The sequence below is a fragment of the Reyranella sp. genome, assembly GCF_965227665.1.
In the GTDB taxonomy this organism is placed as follows: Bacteria; Pseudomonadota; Alphaproteobacteria; order Reyranellales; family Reyranellaceae; genus Reyranella.
In genome coordinates this window covers 4,898,825-4,919,816 of sequence record NZ_OZ245767.1, presented here as the reverse complement: position 1 = coordinate 4,919,816, position 20,992 = coordinate 4,898,825, and the positions used below count along the sequence as shown (strand labels likewise).

Here is a 20,992-nt window from a genome sequence, read left to right as displayed (position 1 = left end):
CGCCTCCGCTCCGTTCCTAGTGGTTCGCCGTGGGGGAGATGTGCGGCAGATCCTCGAACGTGTGGAACGGCGGCGGCGAAGACACCGTCCATTCCAGCGTCGTGGCGCCCTCGCCCCAGTAGTTCGCACCGACCTTGCGGCCGTACAGCAGCGTGCCGAACACCACGAAGACCAGCCAGAACAGGGTCGCGCCGAACGACATGAACGCGCCGATCGAGGAGAGGTAGTTCCAGTGCGACATGGCGTCGGGATAGTCGACGTAGTGGCGCGGCATGCCGGCGAGACCCGAGAAGTGCATCGGGAAGAAGGTCAGGTTCACGGCAACGAAGGTGACCCAGAAGTGGATCTGCGCCGCCCATTCCGGATACTGCCGGCCCGACATCTTGCCGATCCAGTAGTAGAAGCCGGCGAACATGCCGAACACCGCACCGAGCGACAGCACGTAATGGAAGTGCGCGATCACGTAGTAGGTGTTGTGCAGCGAGTAGTCGACGCCGGCATTGGCCAGGACGACGCCGGTCACGCCGCCGACGGTGAACAGGAAGATGAAGCCGATCGCCCACAGCATCGGGATCGTGAGGCGGATAGAGCCGCCCCACATGGTGGCGATCCACGAGAAGATCTTCACGCCCGTCGGAACCGCGATCACCATAGTGGCAGCCACGAAGTAGGCACGCGTGTCGACGTCGAGGCCTACCGTGTACATGTGGTGCGCCCACACCACGAAGCCGACGACACCGATCGCAACCATTGCATAGGCCATTCCGAGGTAGCCGAAGATCGGCTTCCTGGCGAAGGTCGAGATGATGTGGCTGATGATGCCGAAGGCCGGCAGGATCATGATGTAGACTTCGGGGTGACCGAAGAACCAGAACAGGTTCAGGAACAGCACCGGGTCACCGCCGCCCTCGGGCTTGAAGAACGAGGTGCCGAAGTTGCGGTCGGTCAGCAGCATCGTGATGGCGCCGGCGAGGACCGGCAGCGCCAGCAGCAGCAGGAACGCGGTGACCAGAACCGACCAGGCGAACAGCGGCATGCGATGCAGCGTCATGCCCGGCGCACGCATGTTCAGGATGGTCGTGATGAAATTGATCGCACCCAGGATCGACGAGGCACCCGCGATATGCAGCGAGAAGATCGCCAGGTCCATGCCGGCGCCCTGGTTGATCGTGAGCGGCGGATAGATCGTCCAACCGGTGCCCACGCCGCCACCGATCAGGGCCGACATCAGGAGCAGGATGAAGGCCGGGGGCAACAGCCAGAAGCTGATGTTGTTCATGCGCGGGAACGCCATGTCCGGCGCGCCGATCATGAGCGGCACGAACCAGTTGCCGAAGCCGCCGATCAGTCCCGGCATGACCACGAAGAACACCATGATCAGGCCGTGCGCCGTCACGATCGTGTTCCAGAAATGACCGTCCGGCGTGCCGTCGGCGCCGTTGAAGTACTGGACGCCCGGCTGCATCAGCTCGAGGCGCATGTAGACGGAGAACCCTGCCCCGATCAGCGCCGCGAAGATCGAGAAGATAAGGTACATCGTGCCGATGTCCTTATGATTCGTGCTGTACACCCACCGCTTGAAACCGGTGGGAGTGTGGTCGTCATGCCCGTGGGCGGTGTGGGCTGCGCCGTGCGCGGTGGCCATTCTTGATCTCCTGCGGAGAAGCGCTTAGCGGGTGGCGGGAGTGGGGGCGGCAGACGCGACGTCGGTCGCGGGCGCGAGCCCGGCGGCCTTCTTCTTGTCGGCAACCCATTTATCGAAGTCGGCCTTGGAAACCACGCGAATGCCGATCGGCATGAAGCTGTGGTTCTGGCCGCAGATCTGCGAGCACTGGCCGAAGTACAGGCCTTCTTCCTTGACGCTGATCCAGCCCTCGTTGATGCGGCCCGGAATCACGGTCTTCTTGATGCCGAAGCCAGGGACGGTCCAACCGTGCATGCTGCCGCCCTCGGCCGTGCCGACGATGCGCACCACGGTGTTGGCCGGGATCACCATTTCCTCGTCGACGGCCAGCAGGCGCGGCACCTGCGGCTTGGTCTTGGCACGATCGGCCTCGCTCAGCATGCGGCTCTCGACCGTGAAATCGCCCTGATCGGGGTAATTGTACGACCAGTACCACTGGTGACCGGTGACCTTGACCGTGAGGCCCGCCTCGGTCGCCTTGTCGCTGTAGTAGAGCAGGCGGAAGGACGGAATGGCGATGACCACGAGGATCAGGATCGGGATGATCGTCCAGGCGATCTCGAGCAGCGTGTTGTGGGTCACCGTCGTCGGCGTCGGGTTGCGGCGGGCGTGGAAACGCCAAACCGCGTACACCAGCAGCAACAGCACGAAGATGCAGATGAGGGTGATGATCACCAGCAGCAGATCGTGCAGCGATTCCACCCGCTCCATGATCGGCGTGTAAGCCGGCGGGAAGTTCAGCTGCCAATCATGCGGCACACCGATGACCTTCTGCGCCTGGGCCGGCGCGGCCATGCCGAATCCGGCCAATGCCGCCAACAGTCCAACGACGCCCAATACGCGCTTAACGACCATGCATCCGTCCCCTCGGCGGTTCAGATCCGGCAGGTTTTCCGACCCGCAAAATCCCCCGCATTTCAAACGGGTTAGTACCAGATATAGCCGTGGGTGGTAACGGGTTTTCAGTCCCCGTCGGTATGTGGCGGCCGGTCGCAGCCGCCGCGCGGGCCGGGATAAAGATCAGTCCGGACGGCGCCCGTTCGCCCCTGCCGCGCGCGGCCCCCGCCCCGAAGTTGCCGCTTGTCTTTCGGAGACCGGCCATTAAGGTCCCGCCGGCCGCGGCAAGACCGCGGAATCGTCTAAGGAAATCGTCATGCGGCTCGCCTTTCTGACGCCCGTCCTTGCCGTCATTCTCATGTTCGCAGGAGCAGCCTCCGCCATGGATAAGGAAAATACCCTCTACATCGACCTCAAGGACGGCCGAGTCGTCATCGAGATGCGTCCGGACCTCGCCCCCAACCACGTCGCCCAGATCAAGAAGCTGGCGCGCGAGGGCAAGTACGACGGCGTTGTCTTCCACCGCGTGATCGACGGCTTCATGGCCCAGACCGGCGACCCGACGGGCACGGGCACCGGCGGCATGGGCGAGACGCTCAAGGCCGAGTTCTCCAAGGAGCCGCACAGCCGAGGCTCGGTCTCGATGGCCCGCACCAACGATCCGAACAGCGCCCGCAGCCAGTTCTTCATCGTCTTCAAGGACTCGAACTTCCTCGACGGCCAGTACACCGTCTGGGGCAAGGTCACGTCCGGCATGGAGTTCGTGGACAAGATCAAGAAGGGCGCGCCGGGCTCGGGCGCCGTGTCCGCCCCGGCGGACAAGATGATCAAGGTCCAGGTCGCGGCGGACGCGAAGAGCTAGGCTCCTCGCGTCCCGCTCATCCTACTTGGTAACGGTGTGGAAGGCCTTGGCAATGACCTGCCAACGGCCTTCTACTTTTAGAAGTGTCAGATAGTCCGTGAAGTAGCGCGGCGGGATCTGGCATTCGACCTTGGCGAAGGCCGTGGTCGGACCTGAAAAATCGATCGACACGATGCGGTCACGCCGCTCGCTGCCGCTCTCCTTGGCCGACTTGCGGCTCTCGACCATCTTGAACCAGTCGGCGCGCGGCATGTCCGCGGCCTTGCCGTCGGCACCTGCACTGTACAGGTGCGAGGCGGGATGGAAGGCCTCGCCCAGCTTCTTCGTGTCGCCCTCGTACAGTCCGTCGAAATAGACCTGCAGCACCTTCTCGATCGCCGCGACGTCGGAACTCATCTCGCTTCTCCCTCTTTCAAATCGCGCCGTTGGGCGCCACCAGGATCTTGCCGTTGCGCCCGCCCCTGTCGGCATGTGCCAGCGCTTCCTTGATCTTCTCGATCGGATAGACGCTGTCCACAGGGGCGTAAAGCGTACCGGCGACCACTTGCGCCGCCAGTTCCGCATAGATTTCCCGGATCTTCGCCGCGTCGCGCCGGGCGAGGCCCCGGCCCAGCATGAACCCGGTCAGCTTGATTCCGCGGTAGATCAGATTGCTGCGCCCCACCCTGGGATCCTCGCCGCTCATCGAGCCGTAGTGCACGACGGTGCCCTCCGTCGCGACGCAGTCGACGATGCGCCCCGTGGCCGCGCCGCCGATCGCCTCGATGCCAAGCCGGATCGCGGCATTGCCGGTGGCTCCGGCGACGCGCGCTGCGAGATCGTCGCCGTCGACCAGCACGACGTCGGCGCCCAGCGCCTTCAGCTCGTCTGCGAGCTCCGCCCTGCGCACGACGTTGACGGTGCGCAGCCCGCGCTGATGCGCCTGCACGATCAGCAGCCGCCCGACCGCCGAGTTGGCCACGTTCTGGATCACCCACTCGCCCGCCGCCAGATCGACGAAGTCCGACAGCATGAGCCGCGCTGTCGGCGGGTTGATTCGCACCATCGCGGCCTGCCGCAGGTCGATGCCGGCCGGCAGCGGGATGGCATCGTCGCCCTTCACCCGGCGCCGCTGCGTCCAGTTCTCGCGCTGCAGGTTGATGACCAGGTCACCCGCCTTGACGTGCTTCACGGCCGATCCGACCGCCGAGACGCGGCCGACGCATTCGGCGCCGGGCGTGGCGGGCAACGGCGGCTTCAGCCGGTAGCTTCCCTTGCAGAACCACATGTCGGCGGGATTGATCGGGAAGGCCAGCACGTCGAAGACGACCTCGTCGGCCGCCGGCTCGCCCACGTCGGGGACTTCGGCACAGCGCGCCACGTCCCACGGTGTCCCGTACCGATCGATCAGCACCTGCTTCATGCCGCGCCTCCTCCGCTCGTCACAGGCACTTTGTTGGCCCGTCGATTGCTTATATGGTGCTTTGACAGGGGGTGAAATGCCGGATGGCCGCCAAGGTATTCGATGAGATGAATTCGGGCACCGACGGTTCGATCCGCGTGCCCTATCGCGGCGTCGCCGACTGGCTGGCCCGGACCTCACCCGAACGGTTGGAGGCGACACGAAGAGAGGTCGACCTCTTCTACCGGCGGCACGGCATCACCTTCGGCGCCTATGGCGCGGCCGAGGGGTCCGAGACGACGATCCCCTTCGACATCATCCCGCGGGTCATCGCGTACGACGAGTGGCAGTTCCTGCACAAAGGCCTGTCGCAGCGCGTGCGCGCCCTCAACGCCTTCCTGAGCGACGCCTATGGCCAGCGCGAAATATGCCGCGCCGGCATCATCCCCGAAGAACAGATCCTGATGAACGGCGAGTTCGTCGCCATGGCCCAGGGGCTGCAGCTCCCCGGCGGCGTGCATGCCCATATTGCCGGCATCGACCTCGTTCGTGTCGGCGAGAAGGACTTCTACGTCCTCGAGGACAATGTCCGCACGCCGTCCGGCGTGTCCTACGTGCTCGAGAATCGCGAAGTGATGATGCGGCTGGCGCCCGAACTGTTCGCCGCGATGAGCGTCCTGCCGGTCGCCGACTATTCCGAGGAACTGCTGGCGACGCTGCGGTCGGTGTCGTTCAGCGACGGCCACGAGCCAAACGTCGTGCTGCTCACCCCGGGTCACTACAACAGCGCCTATTTCGAGCACGCCTTCCTCGCCGACGAGATGGGCATCGAGCTGGTCAAGGGTTCCGACCTGTTCGTCGACGAAAGCCGGGTCTACATGCGCACGCCGCGCGGACCGCAGCGGGTCGACGTCATCTACCGCCGGGTCGACGATGCGTATCTCGACCCGCTGGCGATGCGCCCCGACTCCTTCCTCGGCGTGGCCGGCCTGCTGGGCGCCCTGCGCGCCGGCCGCGTGAACATCGTCAACGCGCTGGGCAACGGCGTCGCCGACGACAAGTCGACCTATACCTACGTGCCCGAAATGGTGCGCTTCTATCTCGGCGAGGAGCCGATCCTGCAGAACGTGCCGACCTGGCGCTGCGACCGCGCCGACGACTACAAATACGTGCTCGAGCATCTCTCCGAGATCGTGGTGAAGGAAGTGCACGGCTCGGGCGGCAAGGGCATGCTGGTCGGCCCGACCTCGAGCAAGGCGGAAATCGAGGAATTCGCAGGGCTTCTCAAGGCGCGGCCCGACAACTACATCGCCCAGCCGACGCTGGCGCTCTCGACCTGCCCCACCTTCGTGAGCCAGGGCGTGGCCCCGCGGCACGTCGACCTCCGCCCCTTCGTGCTCTCGGGCAAGAAGATCACGATCGTGCCCGGCGGCCTGACGCGCGTGGCGCTCAAGGAGGGCTCCCTGGTCGTCAATTCGAGCCAGGGCGGCGGCACCAAGGACACCTGGGTCCTGGCGCCCGACCAGGCGGACGACAGGTAGGCCCCACCAATGCTGAGCAGTACCGCCAAGAATCTCTACTGGATGGGTCGCTACCTGCAGCGCGCCAAGTCGACCGCGCGGCTGATCGAGGCGACCCAGCGCATGGCCCTTCAGTCGCGCGGCGAGGAAGCCGCCGGCGTCGCCGCGATCTTCGGCATGGAGGACGAGTTCCGCCAGAGCCAGGCCCAGGGCGAACGTCTCGCCAGCCTGATCGACTTCCTGGTGATCGACGAGAACAACCCCTCCTCGATCGTCAACTCGATCGCCGCGGCGCGGCGCAACGCCCGCGAGGAACGCAACAACATCACGGTCGACGTCTGGGAGAGCCTGAACGCGCTGTGGCTGGAACTCAGCGGCCGCCTGCGCGGCGACCGGTCCGTGCTCGATCGCGGAGCACTGATCGAGTCGGTGAAGAAGCAGGCGGTGATGATCTTCGGCGCGGCGCAAGTGACGCTGTTGCGTGACGAGGCCAACAACTTCCTGCAGCTCGGCGCCTTCCTCGAGCGCGCCGACAATACTGGCCGCATCCTCGACGTGAAGTTCCACCTGCTGCGGCCCGACGGCAATCCCAGTGCCGAGGGGCTCGACTACTTCGCCTGGTCGGAACTCCTGGCCTGCGTCGGTGCGGTGCGCACCTACCGCCGCATCTACCGCAGCTCCCTCAACCCCATGAAGGTGGCGGAGTTGATGATGCTGCGGCGCGACGTGCCGCGCTCGGTGCACCACTGCCTCTGGATGGTCGACCTCAACATGCGCGAGCTGGCGGATGCCTATGGCACGCGCGGCGAGGCGGACCGGCTGGCGGGCGAGCTGCATGCGAGGTTGCGCTACGCGCGGATCGACAAGGTCTTCGAGATCGGCCTTGCCAGTTTCCTGGGCGAGCTGCGCGGCGACATCGGCACCTTGTCGGACGAAATCGGCCGACAGTTCCTCCTGGATTGAGCTGACCCATGCGCTTCTCCGTCCATCACGCCACCCGCTTTCAGTTCGACCAACCGTCCGGACATTCGATCCACGACGTGCGCCTCACGCCCAAGCCCGCGGCGGCGCAGCGCATCGTGTCGTGGCACATCGACGGTCCCGGCAAGAAGTCGGAATGGAAGGACGGCCACGGCAACCAAGTCACGACCTTCTCGGTCGCCCAGCAACACGACAGCGTCGAGATCGTCGTGCAGGGGGTGTACGAATACAGCGGCACCGACCAATGGCTGCGCTATGTCGAGGAGCCGACCCTGCCGGCGCCCTTCTGGCTCCGCAACACGGGCCTCGCGCGGCACGATGCGAGCTTCGATCCGGTGATCGAGGGCCTCGCCGATCGCGTCGCCGATCCCACGCAGCGGGTCGCTGTCCTGCATGAGCTGATGGAGCGGATTTCCGCCCGCGTAGCCTACAAGACCGGCGTCTCCACCGTGGACACCACGGCCGTCGAGGCGCTGACCCGGGGGGCGGGTGTGGCGCAGGACGAGGCCCACATCTTCATCGCCTGCTGCCGCCGCCTCGGCGTGCCGGCACGCTATGTCAGCGGCTATCTCCGCAACGACGATCCCGAACTTCACGTCGGCCGCACCAGCCATTCCTGGGCGGAAGCCTGGGTTCCGGGACTGGAATGGGTGGGCTTCGACCCGGCCAACGGCATCAGCCCGCGCGGCGACAGCCTGCGGGTCGCGGTGGGCCTCGACTACCGCGACGCGGCGCCGGTCAGCGGACGCCGGGTTGGCTTCGGCGACGCGAAGATGGTCGTGGACTGCTCCGTCCGGCTGATCGACTAGACGACCTCTTCCCGGTCGGTCTTGCGGCGCCAGAGCGTGGCGATCAGCACGAAGACATGCCGTAGCTGGATGACCGCACCGATGGAGATGAGAATGACCGAAACCGTCAGGAGCGCGTGTTCGTAGCCGACCGTGTTCACGATGCGGTCCGGCAGGCTGATCATCGCCACAGCGATTTCGGCGAACAGGCCGAGGACCAGCTGGGCAACCCCGTACTCGTGGCACATCTCGTCGATCCGAACCTGCCGCTCCTCGTCGGCACCGCCGGACACGCCGAACCGCTTGCGGATGACCGCCCGCTCCTCCAGCGCCACCCCCCAGCCGATCATGATCAGGGCGATGGTGGAGGCGATGGTGACGGGCTCATGTGTATCGCTGTGCCGGTTCACGCTCTGCACGATGTCGATGATCGACAGCACCATCGGGAACAGGATCATCACGTCGACCGCTGCGATGAAGACCGGTGAGATGAGGAACCGCAACGGCACGAACAGGAACTTCATCTCGCCCTTTACCCCTCATTGCCCTAGCGCGGGTACGGCCCGCCCGACGATAAATACGGGTCCTCGCCTTGCGGAAACCCGGCGTGGCGACTAGCTTCGCGCCGCTCATAAAAATGCCTAAAGGAGGCATATTCGTCATGGCTTTCATCGCCGATCGTCTCAGCCGCATCAAGCCGTCTCCGACCAATGCCGCGCAGGGCAAGTTCCTGGAGATGAAAGCGGCGGGCAAAGACGTGATCGGCCTGGCCGCCGGCGAGCCGGACATGCCGACGCCGGACCACATCAAGGAAGCGGCGATCCAGGCGATCCGCAACAACGACACCAAGTACACCGCGGTGCCCGGTACGCCGGCGCTGCGACAGGCGATCGTCGCCAAGATGAAGCGCGACCACGGCCTCGACTACAAGCCGAGCCAGACCGTCGTCACCTCGGGCGGCAAGCAGATCATCTTCAACGCCATGCTGGCGACCTTGAACCCGGGCGACGAGGTCATCGTGCCGGCGCCGTACTGGGTCTCGTACCCGGAGATGGTGATGTTCGGCGACGGCACGCCCGTGATCGTGCAGTGCCGGGAAGAGAACGGCTTCAAGCTGACGCCGGAAGATCTCGACCGCGCCATCACGCCCAAGACCAAGTGGATCATCCTGAACTCGCCCAGCAACCCGACGGGTGCGGCCTACACCAAGGCCGACCTCCGCGCGCTGTGCGATGTCCTGCTGAAGCATCCGCACGTCTACATCCTCACCGACGACATGTACGAGAAGCTCGTCTACGACGACTTCGTGTTCGCGACGCCGGCAGAGGTCGAGCCGCGCCTCTACGACCGCACCTTGACGATGAACGGCGTGTCGAAGGCCTACAGCATGACGGGCTGGCGCATCGGCTACGCGGCCGGGCCGCAGGACCTGATCAACGCCATGATCACCGTGCAGTCGCAGAGCACCTCGAACGCCAGCTCGATCAGCCAGGCTGCAGCCGTGGCCGCGCTCAACGGTCCGACCGACTTCATCCCGAAGAACGTCGCCATCTTCAAGCAGCGCCGCGACCTCATCGTGTCGATGCTGAACCAGAGCAACGGCATCAAGTGCCCGCGTCCCGAGGGCGCCTTTTACGTCTATCCGTCCTGCGCCGGCCTGATCGGCAAGAAGACGCCCGACGGCAAGGTGATCAAGGACGACACCGACTTCGTGAACTACCTGCTCGAAGCCGAGGGTCTCTCCGTGGTTCAGGGCTCGGCCTTCGGCCAGGGCCCCGCCTTCCGCATCTCCTACGCCACGGCGACGGAGCTGCTCGAGGAAGCCGGCCGCCGCATCCAGCGGGCCTGCGCCGCGCTTTCGTAAGGACTGCTGACCTAATTCATCCCCGCCCGGTGTTTGACTCGTCCGGGCGGGGGTGAAACGATTTTCATGACAAGTGGGCTTCGCTCCGGCTGATCGTTCGGAAGCGTAACGTCTATTCCGCGACCTTCGTCCGGAGCTTCTGCGCTTTCTGCGAAGAAGGAGGACGTTGTCATGGCCGAATTCAGGACGGAGACGATCACCGGCGGCAGACCAGGCAGCGGCGCGCATCGCGTGGTGGCGCTGTGCGGGCCGTACCTGTCGGGCAAGACCAGCCTGCTCGAGAGCATTCTCTACGCGACCGGCGCCATCGGCCGGCGCGGCTCGACACGCGCTGGAACATCGATCGGCGATGGGGCCGTCGAGGCGCGCAAGCGCAACATGGGCACGGAGATCAACGTGGCCGCCGTCGACTATCTCGGCGACCAGTGGACCTTCCTCGACGTGCCGGGCTCGATCGAATTCCAGCACGACGCCTTTGCGGGCCTCGCGGTGTGCGATGCCGCGGTGCTGGTCTGCGAACCCTCGGTCGAGCGCGTGATGGCGCTGACGCCGCTCCTCAAGTTCATCGAGGACCGGCACATTCCGCATGTCATTTTCGTCAACAAGATCGATTCGGCCGAGGTCCGCATCCGGGACCTCCTGTCGGCCCTGCAGTCGGTGTCGCGGCGCAGGCTCGCGCTGCGGCAGGTGCCGATCCGGCGCGCCGCCGCCGACGGCAGCGAGGAGACGGTGGGTTACGTCGATCTCGTGAGCGAGCGGGCCTACCGCTACCGCAGCAGCGGCGCATCCGACCTGATCGAAATGCCGGCCGAGGTGCTGCCGCGCGAGGCCGAGGCGCGGCGAGACCTGCTCGAGACGCTCTCGGAGTTCGACGACGCACTGCTGGAACAGCTCATCGAGGACATCGCGCCGGAGAAGTCGCTCATCTACCGCGATCTGCACGACGAGTTCTGCACCGACAAGATCGTGCCGGTGCTGCTCGGCGCCGGCGACCGGGAGAACGGCGTGCGGCGCCTGCTGAAGGCTCTGCGCCACGACACCCCCTTCGTCGCGGAGACGGCGCGGCGCCGGGCACTGCCTTCGGACGGCGCTCCCCTGGCGGAGTGCTTCAAGGTCCTGCACCAGAGCCACGCCGGGAAGCTCTCGCTCTGCCGCATCTGGTCGGGCACGCTCGCCGAAGGCCAGTCGGTGGGCGGACAGCGGATCGGCTCGATCCTGCGGCCGTTCGGGCAGAGGCTCGACAAGATCGCCGAGGCCCGCGCCGGCGAGATCGTTGCCCTGGCCAAGGTCGAGGCCCTGTCGTCGGGCCAGGTCCTCGGTCCCTCCGCGATCGCCGCCTCAACGGATTTCCCGACCGCGGACGCTGCCGTATTCGGCCTGGCCCTCTCGGCCCGCAACCGCAACGACGAGGTGAAACTCTCGGGCGCTCTCCAGAAGATCGTCGAGGAAGATCCGTCGCTCTCCTTCGAGCAGCGCGGCGAGACGCACGAACTGCTGCTGCGGGGCCAGGGCGAGATGCATCTCAAGGTCGCCGTCGACAAACTCGCCGGCCGCTACAACGTCGCCGTCGAGACGACGACACCGCGGGTCGCCTATCGCGAGACCATCCAGGCCGGCACGCAGCAGCATGCCCGCTACAAGCGCCAGACCGGCGGGCACGGCCAGTTCGCCGACATCAAGGTCGAGATCAAGCCGTTGCCGCGCGGGTCGGGATTCCGCTTCGTCGACCGGATCGTGGGCGGCGTGGTGCCGCGCAATTTCATCCCGGCGGTGGAGGAAGGATTGCGTGAGTCCCTGAAGGAAGGACCGCTCGGGCAGCCGGTCGTCGATCTCGAGGCGACGCTGTTCGATGGCCAGTACCATGCCGTCGACAGTTCCGAGATGTCGTTCAAGATGGCCGCGCGCATCGCCATGAGCGAGGCCATGCCCAAGTGCAGGCCGGTCCTGCTCGAGCCCGTTCTCCGGGTCACGGTGGCCGGACCGGCCGACTCGACCCCGCGGCTGCAGCGGCTGATCTCGGGCCGCCGCGGCCAACTCCTGGGCTATGACGCCCGACCGGACTGGCCGGGGTGGGACGAGGTGTCGGCCCTGGTGCCCGAAGCGGAGATCGCCGACATGATCGTGGAGATCCGGTCCGTCACCCAGGGCATCGGTACCTTCCGTGCCGAGTTCGACCATCTGCAGGAGCTGACCGGCCGCACCGCCGAGCGCATCGTCGAGGAGACCCGGAAGCGCCAGGCCGCCTGAGCGCGGCCTCTGCTCCTGTCACAAGGCGGTGAGGCCGGGCCGACGGCGCTTCTCCCCCGCGGCCCGGCCTCTCATATTCGCCCAGTGGAATGGTTCCACGGGAGCAATGTTCATGTTCAACAGAAGGTCTCTGATGGTGGGTGGCCTGGCGACGGCTGCCGCATCGTCACTGACCCGCGTCGCGAATGCCCAGTCTGGGCGCCCGACGCTGGTGTTCGTCGGCCACGAACTTTGAGGCGGCTGCAAGATCTGGCGTGCCCAGTCCGAGCCTGATTTCCTCAAGTCGGCCGCTTTCAAGAAGATGGACTATCAGGTCGTCCATCCGGCCAATGCCGACCTCGTGATGGTGGAAGAAAGCTGGCCCGCGCCGGCCCGCCCCATCCGGGCTGCCTTCCTCGCCAGCGACGAAGGCAAGAAAAGCCCCAACGCGACGCCGCGCTTCATCCTGTTCCAGGATGGCAAGATCCTGCTCACCGTCACCGGCAACGGCGGCTGGAAGGACAGGATGTGGCCGATGATCCAGGACGTGACCGCCACCAAGGCGTAGTTCCCGGCCGGACGGCGATACAGCATATTGCCCTCGTGGGACCTGTCCACGAGGGGGAGACGTAGATCGATGTTCAAGAGACGTAGTGTGGTCGCGGCCGGCCTGACGCTGGCTGCCGCGCCGATGTTGGCGCGAGCCGTGGCCGCCCAAGGGACCGCCAAGCCCATCCTGGTCTTTGCCGGTGACGAGACTTCGGAGGCCTGCAAGATCTGGCGCACCCAGTGGGAGCCTCTGTTCAAGCAGGCCCCGGTCTTCCAGAAGGTCGACTATCGCGTGGTCTTCACGAAGACACCGGCGCTTCTCCTGAAGCCCGCGAGCTGGCCCACCGACCTGCGCTGGGTGCTCGACGCCTTCCTGATGAGCCAGGTCGGGATCGAACAGGGCGCCGAGACGCCTCGGTTCTTCCTCATTCAGGGCGGACAGATCACCTTCACCGCCGTGGGCAACAGTGCCTGGCGGGATGTCATGTGGCCGACCCTGCTCGACGTGACCAACGCACAGCCCTAGGGCGGCGTCACGGCCGAGTGAGCAGGGTTGATTTGCGACGGACCCGCGCCGGGCTCATCTAGGAGCACGGGCGTAAAGAGGAGTTGAGACGATGCTGATCAAGCGCACGAAAGGCTGGGAGATTCCGGAGTCGAAGGCGACATCGGAAAGCCACTACCTCAACCGGCGGACGATGGTGCGCGCCATGGGCTTCGGTGCGGCCTCGCTCGCCCTGCCGGGGCAGCTCATGGCGCAGGACAAGTCGGCCGATCCGTCCGCCCGTCTCTATCCGGCGCGGCGCAATGACAGATACGGTGTCCCCACCCCCATGACGGCGGAGCGGCTGGCGACGACCTACAACAACTTCTACGAATTCGGCACCGACAAGAGTATCTGGCGCGACGCCCAGAAGCTCGAGGTGCGTCCGTGGACCATCAAGGTCGGCGGCATGGTCGAGAAGCCCTTCGAAATCGGCATCGACGACCTGCTGGCGAAGGTGCAGCTCGAGGAGCGCGTCTATCGCCACCGCTGCGTCGAGACCTGGTCGATGATCGTGCCGTGGACCGGCTTTCCGGTGCGCTCGCTGGTCGAGGTCTGCAAGCCGCTGGGCAGCGCCAAGTTCATCGTCATGAAGACCCTGTCCAAGCCCTCGGTGATGCACGAACAGCGCGACCCGCTCTACCCGTGGCCCTACACCGAAGGGCTGGCGATGGACGAGGCGATGAACGACCTCGCCTTCATCGCGACCGGCCTCTACGGCAAGCCGATGCCAAAGCAGAACGGTGCGCCGCTGCGTCTCGTGGCACCCTGGAAGTATGGCTTCAAGAACGTGAAATCGATCGTCAGCGTCGAGTTCACCGACAAGAAGCCCAAGACGTTCTGGGAAGGGCTGCAATCGAGCGAGTACGGGTTCTGGGCCAATGTGAACCCCGAGGTCGCCCATCCCCGCTGGAGCCAGGCCACCGAGAAGCCGCTGGGCAGCGAGCAGCGCATCCCGACCCTGCTCTACAACGGCTACGCGGAGTTCGTGGCCGGCCTGTACGCCGACCGCAAGGCGGAAAAGCTCTTCATGTAGCCCGCCCGCCTTTGCCTCGCCGCGCCGGGCCGCTAAAACGGTGCCCGGCCGACGAGGCCTCGGGAGGAAACGTGAAGCTCAACCGTCGTACGACCCTGGCGGGCGCCGCCGCGCTGGCCGCGGGTTCTCTGTCCAACGCCGCCTTCGCCCAGGCCTATCCCAACAAGCCGATCAAGATCGTCGTGCCCTTCGCGGCCGGCAGCGCCACCGACCTGACGGCGCGCGGCCTTGGCGCCAAGCTGCAGGAGATCCTGAAGCAGCCGGTCGTCATCGAGAACAAGCCGGGCGCCAGCGGGCAGCTGGGCGCCTCCGCCGTCGCAACCGCCCCGGCCGACGGCTACACGCTGATGATGGGCACGAACACGACGAACGCCGCCAACGGCGCCTTGTTCAAGAAGCTGAGCTACGACATCGAGAAGGACTTCGCGCCGATCATGCGCTGCGTGATGGGCGTCAACGCTCTGGTCGTTAACAACGATCTGCCGGTGAAGACCACCGCCGAGCTGGTGGAGTACGCGAAGAAGAACCCCGGCAAGCTCAACTACGCCGAAGCCAGCGCCTCGCAGCGCCTGTCGGGCGAGATGTTCAACAAGCTGGCGGGCACGAAGATCGAGCGCGTGCCCTACAAGGCGAGCCCGCAGGCGCTGGGCGACGTGGCCTCGGGCCAGGTCCAGGTGATGTTCCCCGACCTGCCGCAGGCGCTGACCCAGATCGAGGCCGGCCGCGTGCGCGGCCTCGCGACCACGGGCCCCAAGCGCACGACGGTCACGCCCAACCTGCCGGCCATCGACGAAGCCGTGCCGGGCTATTCGCTGGTCTACTGGCTGGCCGTGTTCGCGCCGGCCGCCACGCCCAAGGACGTCCAGAAGGTCCTGGCCGACGCGATCGCCGAGGCGCTGAAGGATCCGGCCACCGCCAAGGCGATGACGCAGGGCCGCATGGAGATCGCGCCGCTCGCCCTCGACGAGTTCGCCGCCTACGTGAAGAGCGAGACGGCCTGGTGGACCAAGGAGATCAAGGCCGCCGGCATCGAGCCGGAGTGAGCGCCATGAGCAAGGTCATCATCGAGAAGGACGGGCCGGTCAAGACCATCTGGATGAACCGGCCGGAAAAGCGCAACGCGCTCGACAGCGAGCTGATGCGCGAGATGATCGAAGCGCTCCAGGCGCCCGTTGCCCCCGAGGATCGCGTGGTCGTGATCCGCGGCAAGGGCAATGTTTTCTGCGCCGGCCTCGACATGGCGGAGCGGCGCGAGACCATCGGTGGCGGCAGTGCGAGCGGGATCGAGGTGATGCTGCGCGCGGTCGAACTCTGCCCGCTGCCCGTCGTCGCCGTCGTCCACGGCGACGCCATTGCTGGCGGCAACGAGCTGGCGCTTCACTGCGACATCGTGGTCGCAAGCGACAAGGCGCGGTTCGGCATGTCGCTGGCCCAGGTCGGCCTCGCCCCCAACTGGTTCCTGGCCAAGAAGCTGATGGAAGTGCTGGGTCCGGTCACGACGCGCGAGATGCTGCTGCTGGGCGACCCGCTGCCGTCCACCAAGCTGCATGCGCTGGGCCTGATCGCCCGTTGCGTGCCGCCGGACCAGCTCGAAGCCGAGGCGTCCCGGGCCGTCGACCGGCTGGCCGCCAATGCGCCCCTCTCGCTCAAGGCCATGAAGGCGCTCACGGTGAGGCAGCTCGAGTTCCGCGACGCCATCGAGCACGGCGATGTCGACGCCCTCGTGCAGGCCGCGATGAAGAGCCAGGACGCGCAGGAAGGCATGAAGGCGCGGCTCGAGAAGCGCACCGCGAAGTTCCAGGGGCGCTAGCCGATGTCGATCAGGCTCCGCCTCGACAAGCCGTGGCGGCCCCTGACGGCCGAAGAGATCGCCCGCCTGCCGGGCCAGCTCGGCGTCTATCAGGTTGCCGACGCCGCCGGCGTCCTCCTCTGCATTGGCCAGGCCGGTGCGCGCGCGCCGTTCGGCCTGCGCAGCGAGCTGCAGCGCGAGCTCGCCGAACGGGGGCCGGGCCACCAGTTCCGCGTCGAGGTGAACCAGCAGTATCGCACGCGCTGGTTCGAGCTGCTGATGGTGCACCAGGCCGACCATGGCAGCCTGCCGCCCGACAACGCCAAGAACCCGCCCCCGCTGGGACGGCTGAGCCCGAATTAGCATCCCTCCCCATTCAAATGGGGAGGTGGCCGAAGGCCGGAGGGGTCATAGGTCAACGTCCGCCGCTTCCTGACCCCTCCGCCCCTTCGGGGCACCTCCCCATCTGAATGGGGAGGAGAAAGGATTGTGATGGATTTCGAGCCCTCCTCAGAGCAGCAGATGCTGATCGACCAGGTCCGGCGCTTCGTGCGCGAGGAGATCATTCCGCTCGAAGCCAAGCTCGATCCCGACGCCTCCGAACTCGATCCCGCCGATCATGCGCGGCTGGTCGAGAAGACCAAGGCGATGGGCCTGTTCGGCATCGACATTCCCAAGGAATATGGCGGTCCCGACATCGACATTGTGACGCGCGTGCTGCTGGCCATCGAGATGGCGCAGCATCGCGCCGGCCTGTACGTGCCCTGCTACGGCACCTTCGGCGGCGCGGGCCTGGCGCAGATCTTCGAGGCGAACGAGGACCAGAAGGAGCGCTATCTCTATCCGACGCTGCGCGGCGAGAAGAAGGCGTTCTTCGGCCTCACCGAGCCGTCCGGCGGCAGCGATCCGGCACGCGCGATCCAGACCAAAGCGGAGCGCAGGGACAATGGCTGGGTCCTGAACGGCGCCAAGATCTTCATTTCGAACGCCGATCGCGCGCAGTACGGCATCGTCTTCGCGCGAACCGATTCGTCGAAGGGCCGTGCGGGCATCACCTGCTTCATCATCGACAGCGACACGCCGGGCTTCCATGTGCGGAGGGTCGTGCACACGCTCCGCTCCTCGCACTATGCGACCGAGCTCGAGTTCAAGGATTGCTGGGTCAGCGACCACCAGGTGCTGGGCGAGGTGAACAAGGGCTTCGCGGTCGCCAACGACCGGCTGACGCGCCAGCGCATCCCCTATGCCGCGGGCTGCATCGGCGTTGCCATCGCCGCGCACGAGATGGCGATCGAATGGGCCAAGATGCGCTCGACCTTCGGCGAGAAGCTGTCGCATCGCCAGGCCGTGCAATGGATGCTTGTCGACAACGAGATCGACATCCGCACGGCCAGGCACTTCACCCTGGAAGCCGCTGAGAAGGCGCGCCGCGGCCTGCCCTTCAAGATCGAGGCCTCGATCGCCAAGCTCACCGCGTCGGAAGGCGGCGGCCGGGTCGTAGATCGCGCCATGCAGATCCATGGCGGCATGGGCATGACCAAGGACCTGCCGCTGGAGCGCTGGTACCGCGAGATGCGAATCCGACGGGTCGGCGAAGGCCCGAGCGAGGTGCAGCGCATGGTGATCGCGCGCGAGATCCTGGGGAGCAATCTGCGATGAGTACAGCGTCGGGCCCGCTCGCGGGCATCAAGGTCGTCGAGTTCGGCCAGAACCTGGCCGGCCCCTATTGCGGCCAGATCCTGGCCTTCCTCGGCGCCGAGGTGGTCAAGGTCGAGCGGCCCGAGGGCGACGACGCGCGCAAGTGGGGGCCTCCGTTCGTCGAAGGCGATGCGACGGGCTTCATCGCGCTGAACCGCGGCAAGAAGTCGATCACCTGCGATCTCGCGGACCCGGCGCAGCGCGCGGCACTGATCGAGCGGATCGGCGCGGCCGACATCTTCGTGCACAATCTGCGCGCCGACGTGCCGGCCAAGTTCGGCTTCGACGGCGCCACCCTCACCAAGCGCTTCCCGCGCCTGATCTATGCCGATCTCGGAGCCTTCGGCCATGCCGGACCGTGGAAGGACCGGCCAGGCTACGAGCCGATCATCCAGGCCGTCGCCGGCCTCATCTCGCTCAACGGCGATCCGACAGGACCGGAAGCGCGCATCGGCGTCTCGATCATCGACCTGTCGACCGGCATGTGGACGGCGATCGGCGTGCTGGCCGCACTGGCCAGGCGCACGGCCACCGGCGAGGGCAGCCTGGTGAACACGTCATTGTTCGAAAGCGGATTGATGTGGGCCTCCAACCACGTCGCGGGCTGGTCGGTGACCGGCAGGATGCCGCCGCGCCAGGGAACGGGCCATCCGTCGCTGACGCCCTACCAGGCTTTCGAATGCAGCGACGGGCCGCTCATGATCTGCCCCGGAAACGACCGGCTGTGGCGCAAGTTCGCCGAGGCGCTGGGCCATCCCGAATGGCCCGACGAGGAGCGTTTCAGGACCAACGTCCAGCGCGCCGAGCGGCGCGAACTGTTGCTGGGCATGATCGCCGACATCATGAAGGAGCATCCCCGCGCCCACTGGACGGCCAAGCTCGATGCGCTGGGTGTGCCCAACGGGCCGCTGAATACGGTGCCCCAGATGATGGAGCTGGCGCAGGTCGCGGCACTGGGGATGTTCCTGCAGCCCTATGCCGGATCGAATGCCCTGTTCCATGGCCTCCCCCTCAGCCTGGACGGCAAGCGGGCCGGCAGCCTGGAAACCGCGCCGAAAATCGGCGAGCACAACGGGAAAGTCTAGCCGGCGAAGCTCAGACAGTAATCCCGCACCTGCTGCAGCGGGATGCGCGCGTGGCTCTGGACGATGATGAATTTGCCGCCCGGGTCGGTGCCGTTGGGCAGCCGGACCAGCCGTTCGAAATCGTCGGCGCCCCAGACGCAGGATCGTTCCGAGAATAGCTGGACGTCGGACGTGTAACAGGTGTCCCACTCGGCGTGATAGTCGTAGAGCGTGCCGTTGATCTCGGCCGTGCTGGTGTAGAGCGAATACTCGGTCCATGGCACCTGCAGCGGCTTTCGGGCCTTCCACAGCAGGAGGGAAGTCATGGCGCTCATCCGCCGACCGCGCAGCCGTTCCAAGGTCTGTCGCGCCAGGTCGCCGTGCAGGATGTTCGGCGTCACCGAGAGACCGTGCGATCTCGCGTCGTAGGGAACGCCGATGACCTCCGAAGCGCTCTGCCACCAGTCGTGGTGCTGCTTGGGCTCCCATCGCGACAGCGCCCGTTCATATTGCACGAAGGTGCGCGAATCGAAGTCCCCCACGCAGCAGACATCGGAATCGAGGGTGAAGAAGCCGCCGAATCCCAGAACGGCAGGCACGTGCAATTTCACGATCTGTTGCCGGTACCAGCCGGTCATCCAATAGAAGGAGCTGAAGGCGGGGAAGAAGTCGCCCTCTCGGCGCACGGTCACTTCGATATTGGGAAAGCGCGGCAGGTTGGAGCGCAACAGATCCGCGTCGCGGTCAGGAGCGATGATCAGGAGCTCGAACGGCTTGCTGTCCCGCCAGTGCTTGGCCAGCGATTCGATCAGAAGTCCGGCACGCTCCAGATCGCCCAAGCGCTTGATGTTGCGCAGGGCGAGCGGGAGGATTCCTTGTCTGATCTCTGAAAACATATGGGACTGCACTCTACTGTCTATATATGGGCATCGCCGACACCATATCAATCGATAGGTTAAGTCATCTCGGTGGCCTGTCAGCGGCACATCGCCCCAGATCGCAAAAAGCCGAAAATCGCACAAAAAAAACGCCGGGCCCAAAGGCCCGGCGAGTCAAACAGGGAGGCTTCACGTCTGGGAGACGTGGGATCATGAGGATCCCGAGTTTCGAACCGATCAGCCAAAAGCGGTCGTGTCGAAAACCTGCATCCAACCTATGCCTCATCCGGAAGATTGGTAGTGGTGAAGTTTTGGACACTGGCATGCGGCGTGCGCATGCCTTTCACCGACTATGCAATCCTGCAGGTCCCGCCCCCTAGAAACGGGTCTCCGCGACCTTCCGCAGCAAGAAATCCCGGAAGACTGCAATGCGCTTGGAGTGCCGCAGCTCTTCCGGATAGGTGAAATAGACGTCCGTCGTCCGGACGTTCAGGTCGGGCAACAACATCTCCAGCTTGGTCGATTCGCGGGCGAGATAATCGGGCAGCGAGGCAATGCCGAGCCCGGACTCGACGGCGCGGAAAATCCCGTAGGTGTTGTTCACCCGCAGAACCACGAGCCGCGGGTTCTGGTCGGGATTGCCCTCGCGAAGCAGCCAGTTGACGTCCTGGACGGGTGCGCGCGCATCCTCGCCGAAGATGATGAGACGATGCTGGTCGAGATCGTCGATCGTGTTGGGCTTGCCGTACTTCTGCACGTAGTCGTGCGAGGCATAGACGTGACTGCGGACGGTCAGCAGATGGCGCTGCACCAGTCCGGGCTGGCGGGGCATGACCATGCGGATGGCCACGTCGGCCTCGCGCATGCCGAGATCGAGTTCGTTGTCGGACAGGACCAGGCTCACATCGATCTCGGGATAGAGCGCGATGAACTCGTGCATCTGGGCCGTGAGCCAGGTCGAGCCGAAGCCAACCGTCGCATGGATCTTGAGCCGTCCGGCCGGCTTGTCCTGATTGGCCCGCAGCAGCGCCTCGGCCGTGTTGACCTTGGCGGCCATGTCGCGCGCCGTCCGGTAGAGCAGCTCGCCCTGCTCCGTAAGGATGAGGCCTCGCGCATGGCGGTGGAACAACATGACGCCGAGCTGTTCCTCGAGCGCGCCGATCTGGCGCGAGATCGCCGACTGGCTGAGCTTCAGTGACTCGCCCGCATGAGTGAAGCTGCCGGCATCCGCCACGGCCTGGAATATCCGCAGCTTGTCCCAGTCCATTTCATTGCCTCCCTGTCCACGCCT

The 20,992-nt window shown here is 65.7% G+C and carries 21 protein-coding genes; 14 read left to right on the top strand and 7 right to left on the bottom strand.

Going from position 1 to position 20,992, the window contains the following annotated elements; all coding sequences use genetic code 11:
• Nucleotides 1–16: 16 nt before the first annotated feature.
• Nucleotides 17–1,645 carry a cytochrome c oxidase subunit I gene (ctaD, locus tag ACO07I_RS23780; protein ID WP_422011785.1) on the bottom strand — a complete coding sequence of 543 codons (1,629 nt, stop codon included), beginning with the start codon at nt 1,643–1,645 and terminating at the stop codon, nt 17–19.
• A gap of 24 nt (nt 1,646–1,669) precedes the next feature.
• A complete protein-coding gene (coxB, locus tag ACO07I_RS23775) occupies nt 1,670–2,539 on the bottom strand; it encodes a cytochrome c oxidase subunit II (RefSeq protein WP_422011783.1) in 870 nt (289 codons plus the stop codon).
• A 364-nt stretch (nt 2,540–2,903) separates the two neighbouring features.
• On the opposite strand from coxB, the gene ACO07I_RS23770 reads away from it, so the two are divergent.
• The gene (locus ACO07I_RS23770; RefSeq protein WP_422011781.1) at nt 2,904–3,383 is read left to right on the top strand and encodes a peptidylprolyl isomerase; all 480 of its coding nucleotides are present in this window, start codon (nt 2,904–2,906) and stop codon (nt 3,381–3,383) included.
• Nucleotides 3,384–3,404: 21 nt separating this feature from the next.
• Here the strand turns inward: ACO07I_RS23770 and ACO07I_RS23765 are convergent, their stop codons facing one another.
• Together ACO07I_RS23765 and ACO07I_RS23760 are read right to left on the bottom strand one after the other, a co-directional pair.
• Nucleotides 3,405–3,779, bottom strand: coding sequence for a nuclear transport factor 2 family protein (locus ACO07I_RS23765; protein ID WP_422011779.1), 375 nt, complete (start codon nt 3,777–3,779; stop codon nt 3,405–3,407).
• Nucleotides 3,780–3,795: 16 nt separating this feature from the next.
• The gene (locus ACO07I_RS23760) at nt 3,796–4,785 is read right to left on the bottom strand and encodes a zinc-dependent alcohol dehydrogenase family protein (protein ID WP_422011777.1); all 990 of its coding nucleotides are present in this window, start codon (nt 4,783–4,785) and stop codon (nt 3,796–3,798) included.
• Between the two features lie 83 nt (nt 4,786–4,868).
• Between ACO07I_RS23760 and ACO07I_RS23755 the strand changes: the two genes are divergently transcribed.
• Genes ACO07I_RS23755 through ACO07I_RS23745 form a run of 3 tightly spaced genes read left to right on the top strand, consistent with a single transcriptional unit; the run spans nt 4,869 to nt 8,074 of the window.
• A complete protein-coding gene (locus ACO07I_RS23755; RefSeq protein ID WP_422011775.1) occupies nt 4,869–6,305 on the top strand; it encodes a circularly permuted type 2 ATP-grasp protein in 1,437 nt (478 codons plus the stop codon).
• Nucleotides 6,306–6,314: 9 nt separating this feature from the next.
• Nucleotides 6,315–7,247 (top strand): alpha-E domain-containing protein, encoded by a 933-nt coding sequence (locus tag ACO07I_RS23750; protein WP_422011773.1) that lies wholly within the window; start codon nt 6,315–6,317, stop codon nt 7,245–7,247.
• An 8-nt stretch (nt 7,248–7,255) separates the two neighbouring features.
• A complete protein-coding gene (locus ACO07I_RS23745; protein ID WP_422011771.1) occupies nt 7,256–8,074 on the top strand; it encodes a transglutaminase family protein in 819 nt (272 codons plus the stop codon).
• On the opposite strand, the gene ACO07I_RS23740 is transcribed toward ACO07I_RS23745, so the two are convergent.
• The gene (locus tag ACO07I_RS23740; protein WP_422011769.1) at nt 8,071–8,577 is read right to left on the bottom strand and encodes a hypothetical protein; all 507 of its coding nucleotides are present in this window, start codon (nt 8,575–8,577) and stop codon (nt 8,071–8,073) included. The genes ACO07I_RS23745 and ACO07I_RS23740 overlap by 4 nt on opposite strands.
• Nucleotides 8,578–8,714: 137 nt before the next feature.
• On the opposite strand from ACO07I_RS23740, the gene ACO07I_RS23735 reads away from it, so the two are divergent.
• The 10 genes from ACO07I_RS23735 to ACO07I_RS23690 all read left to right on the top strand — a co-directional run bounded on the left by ACO07I_RS23735 (nt 8,715) and on the right by ACO07I_RS23690 (nt 18,844).
• Complete coding sequence (locus ACO07I_RS23735) at nt 8,715–9,917, top strand: pyridoxal phosphate-dependent aminotransferase (protein WP_422011767.1); 1,203 nt, start codon at nt 8,715–8,717, stop codon at nt 9,915–9,917.
• A 171-nt stretch (nt 9,918–10,088) separates the two neighbouring features.
• On the top strand, nt 10,089–12,164 hold the full coding sequence (locus ACO07I_RS23730) for an elongation factor G (RefSeq protein WP_422011765.1): 2,076 nt from the start codon (nt 10,089–10,091) through the stop codon (nt 12,162–12,164).
• Between the two features lie 301 nt (nt 12,165–12,465).
• The gene (locus ACO07I_RS23725; RefSeq protein ID WP_422011763.1) at nt 12,466–12,711 is read left to right on the top strand and encodes a hypothetical protein; all 246 of its coding nucleotides are present in this window, start codon (nt 12,466–12,468) and stop codon (nt 12,709–12,711) included.
• Nucleotides 12,712–12,780: 69 nt separating this feature from the next.
• A complete protein-coding gene (locus ACO07I_RS23720; protein WP_422011761.1) occupies nt 12,781–13,218 on the top strand; it encodes a hypothetical protein in 438 nt (145 codons plus the stop codon).
• A 91-nt stretch (nt 13,219–13,309) separates the two neighbouring features.
• A complete protein-coding gene (msrP, locus tag ACO07I_RS23715) occupies nt 13,310–14,272 on the top strand; it encodes a protein-methionine-sulfoxide reductase catalytic subunit MsrP (protein WP_422011759.1) in 963 nt (320 codons plus the stop codon).
• Between the two features lie 71 nt (nt 14,273–14,343).
• On the top strand, nt 14,344–15,315 hold the full coding sequence (locus tag ACO07I_RS23710; RefSeq protein ID WP_422011757.1) for a Bug family tripartite tricarboxylate transporter substrate binding protein: 972 nt from the start codon (nt 14,344–14,346) through the stop codon (nt 15,313–15,315).
• 5 nt (nt 15,316–15,320) lie between these two features.
• Entirely contained in the window at nt 15,321–16,082 is a 762-nt protein-coding gene (locus ACO07I_RS23705) for an enoyl-CoA hydratase/isomerase family protein (protein WP_422011755.1), read from the top strand.
• A 3-nt stretch (nt 16,083–16,085) separates the two neighbouring features.
• Complete coding sequence (locus ACO07I_RS23700) at nt 16,086–16,424, top strand: DUF7508 domain-containing protein (protein ID WP_422011753.1); 339 nt, start codon at nt 16,086–16,088, stop codon at nt 16,422–16,424.
• Nucleotides 16,425–16,553: 129 nt separating this feature from the next.
• Entirely contained in the window at nt 16,554–17,720 is a 1,167-nt protein-coding gene (locus ACO07I_RS23695) for an acyl-CoA dehydrogenase family protein (RefSeq protein ID WP_422011751.1), read from the top strand.
• On the top strand, nt 17,717–18,844 hold the full coding sequence (locus tag ACO07I_RS23690) for a CaiB/BaiF CoA transferase family protein (protein WP_422011749.1): 1,128 nt from the start codon (nt 17,717–17,719) through the stop codon (nt 18,842–18,844). The genes ACO07I_RS23695 and ACO07I_RS23690 overlap by 4 nt, the downstream gene beginning before the upstream one ends.
• Here ACO07I_RS23690 and ACO07I_RS23685 read toward each other — a convergent pair.
• On the bottom strand, nt 18,841–19,719 hold the full coding sequence (locus ACO07I_RS23685) for a DUF6492 family protein (RefSeq protein ID WP_422011747.1): 879 nt from the start codon (nt 19,717–19,719) through the stop codon (nt 18,841–18,843). The genes ACO07I_RS23690 and ACO07I_RS23685 overlap by 4 nt on opposite strands.
• A 358-nt stretch (nt 19,720–20,077) precedes the next feature.
• Nucleotides 20,078–20,968, bottom strand: a complete 891-nt coding sequence (locus tag ACO07I_RS23680; RefSeq protein ID WP_422011745.1) for a LysR family transcriptional regulator — start codon at nt 20,966–20,968, stop codon at nt 20,078–20,080.
• Nucleotides 20,969–20,992 lie beyond the last annotated feature (24 nt).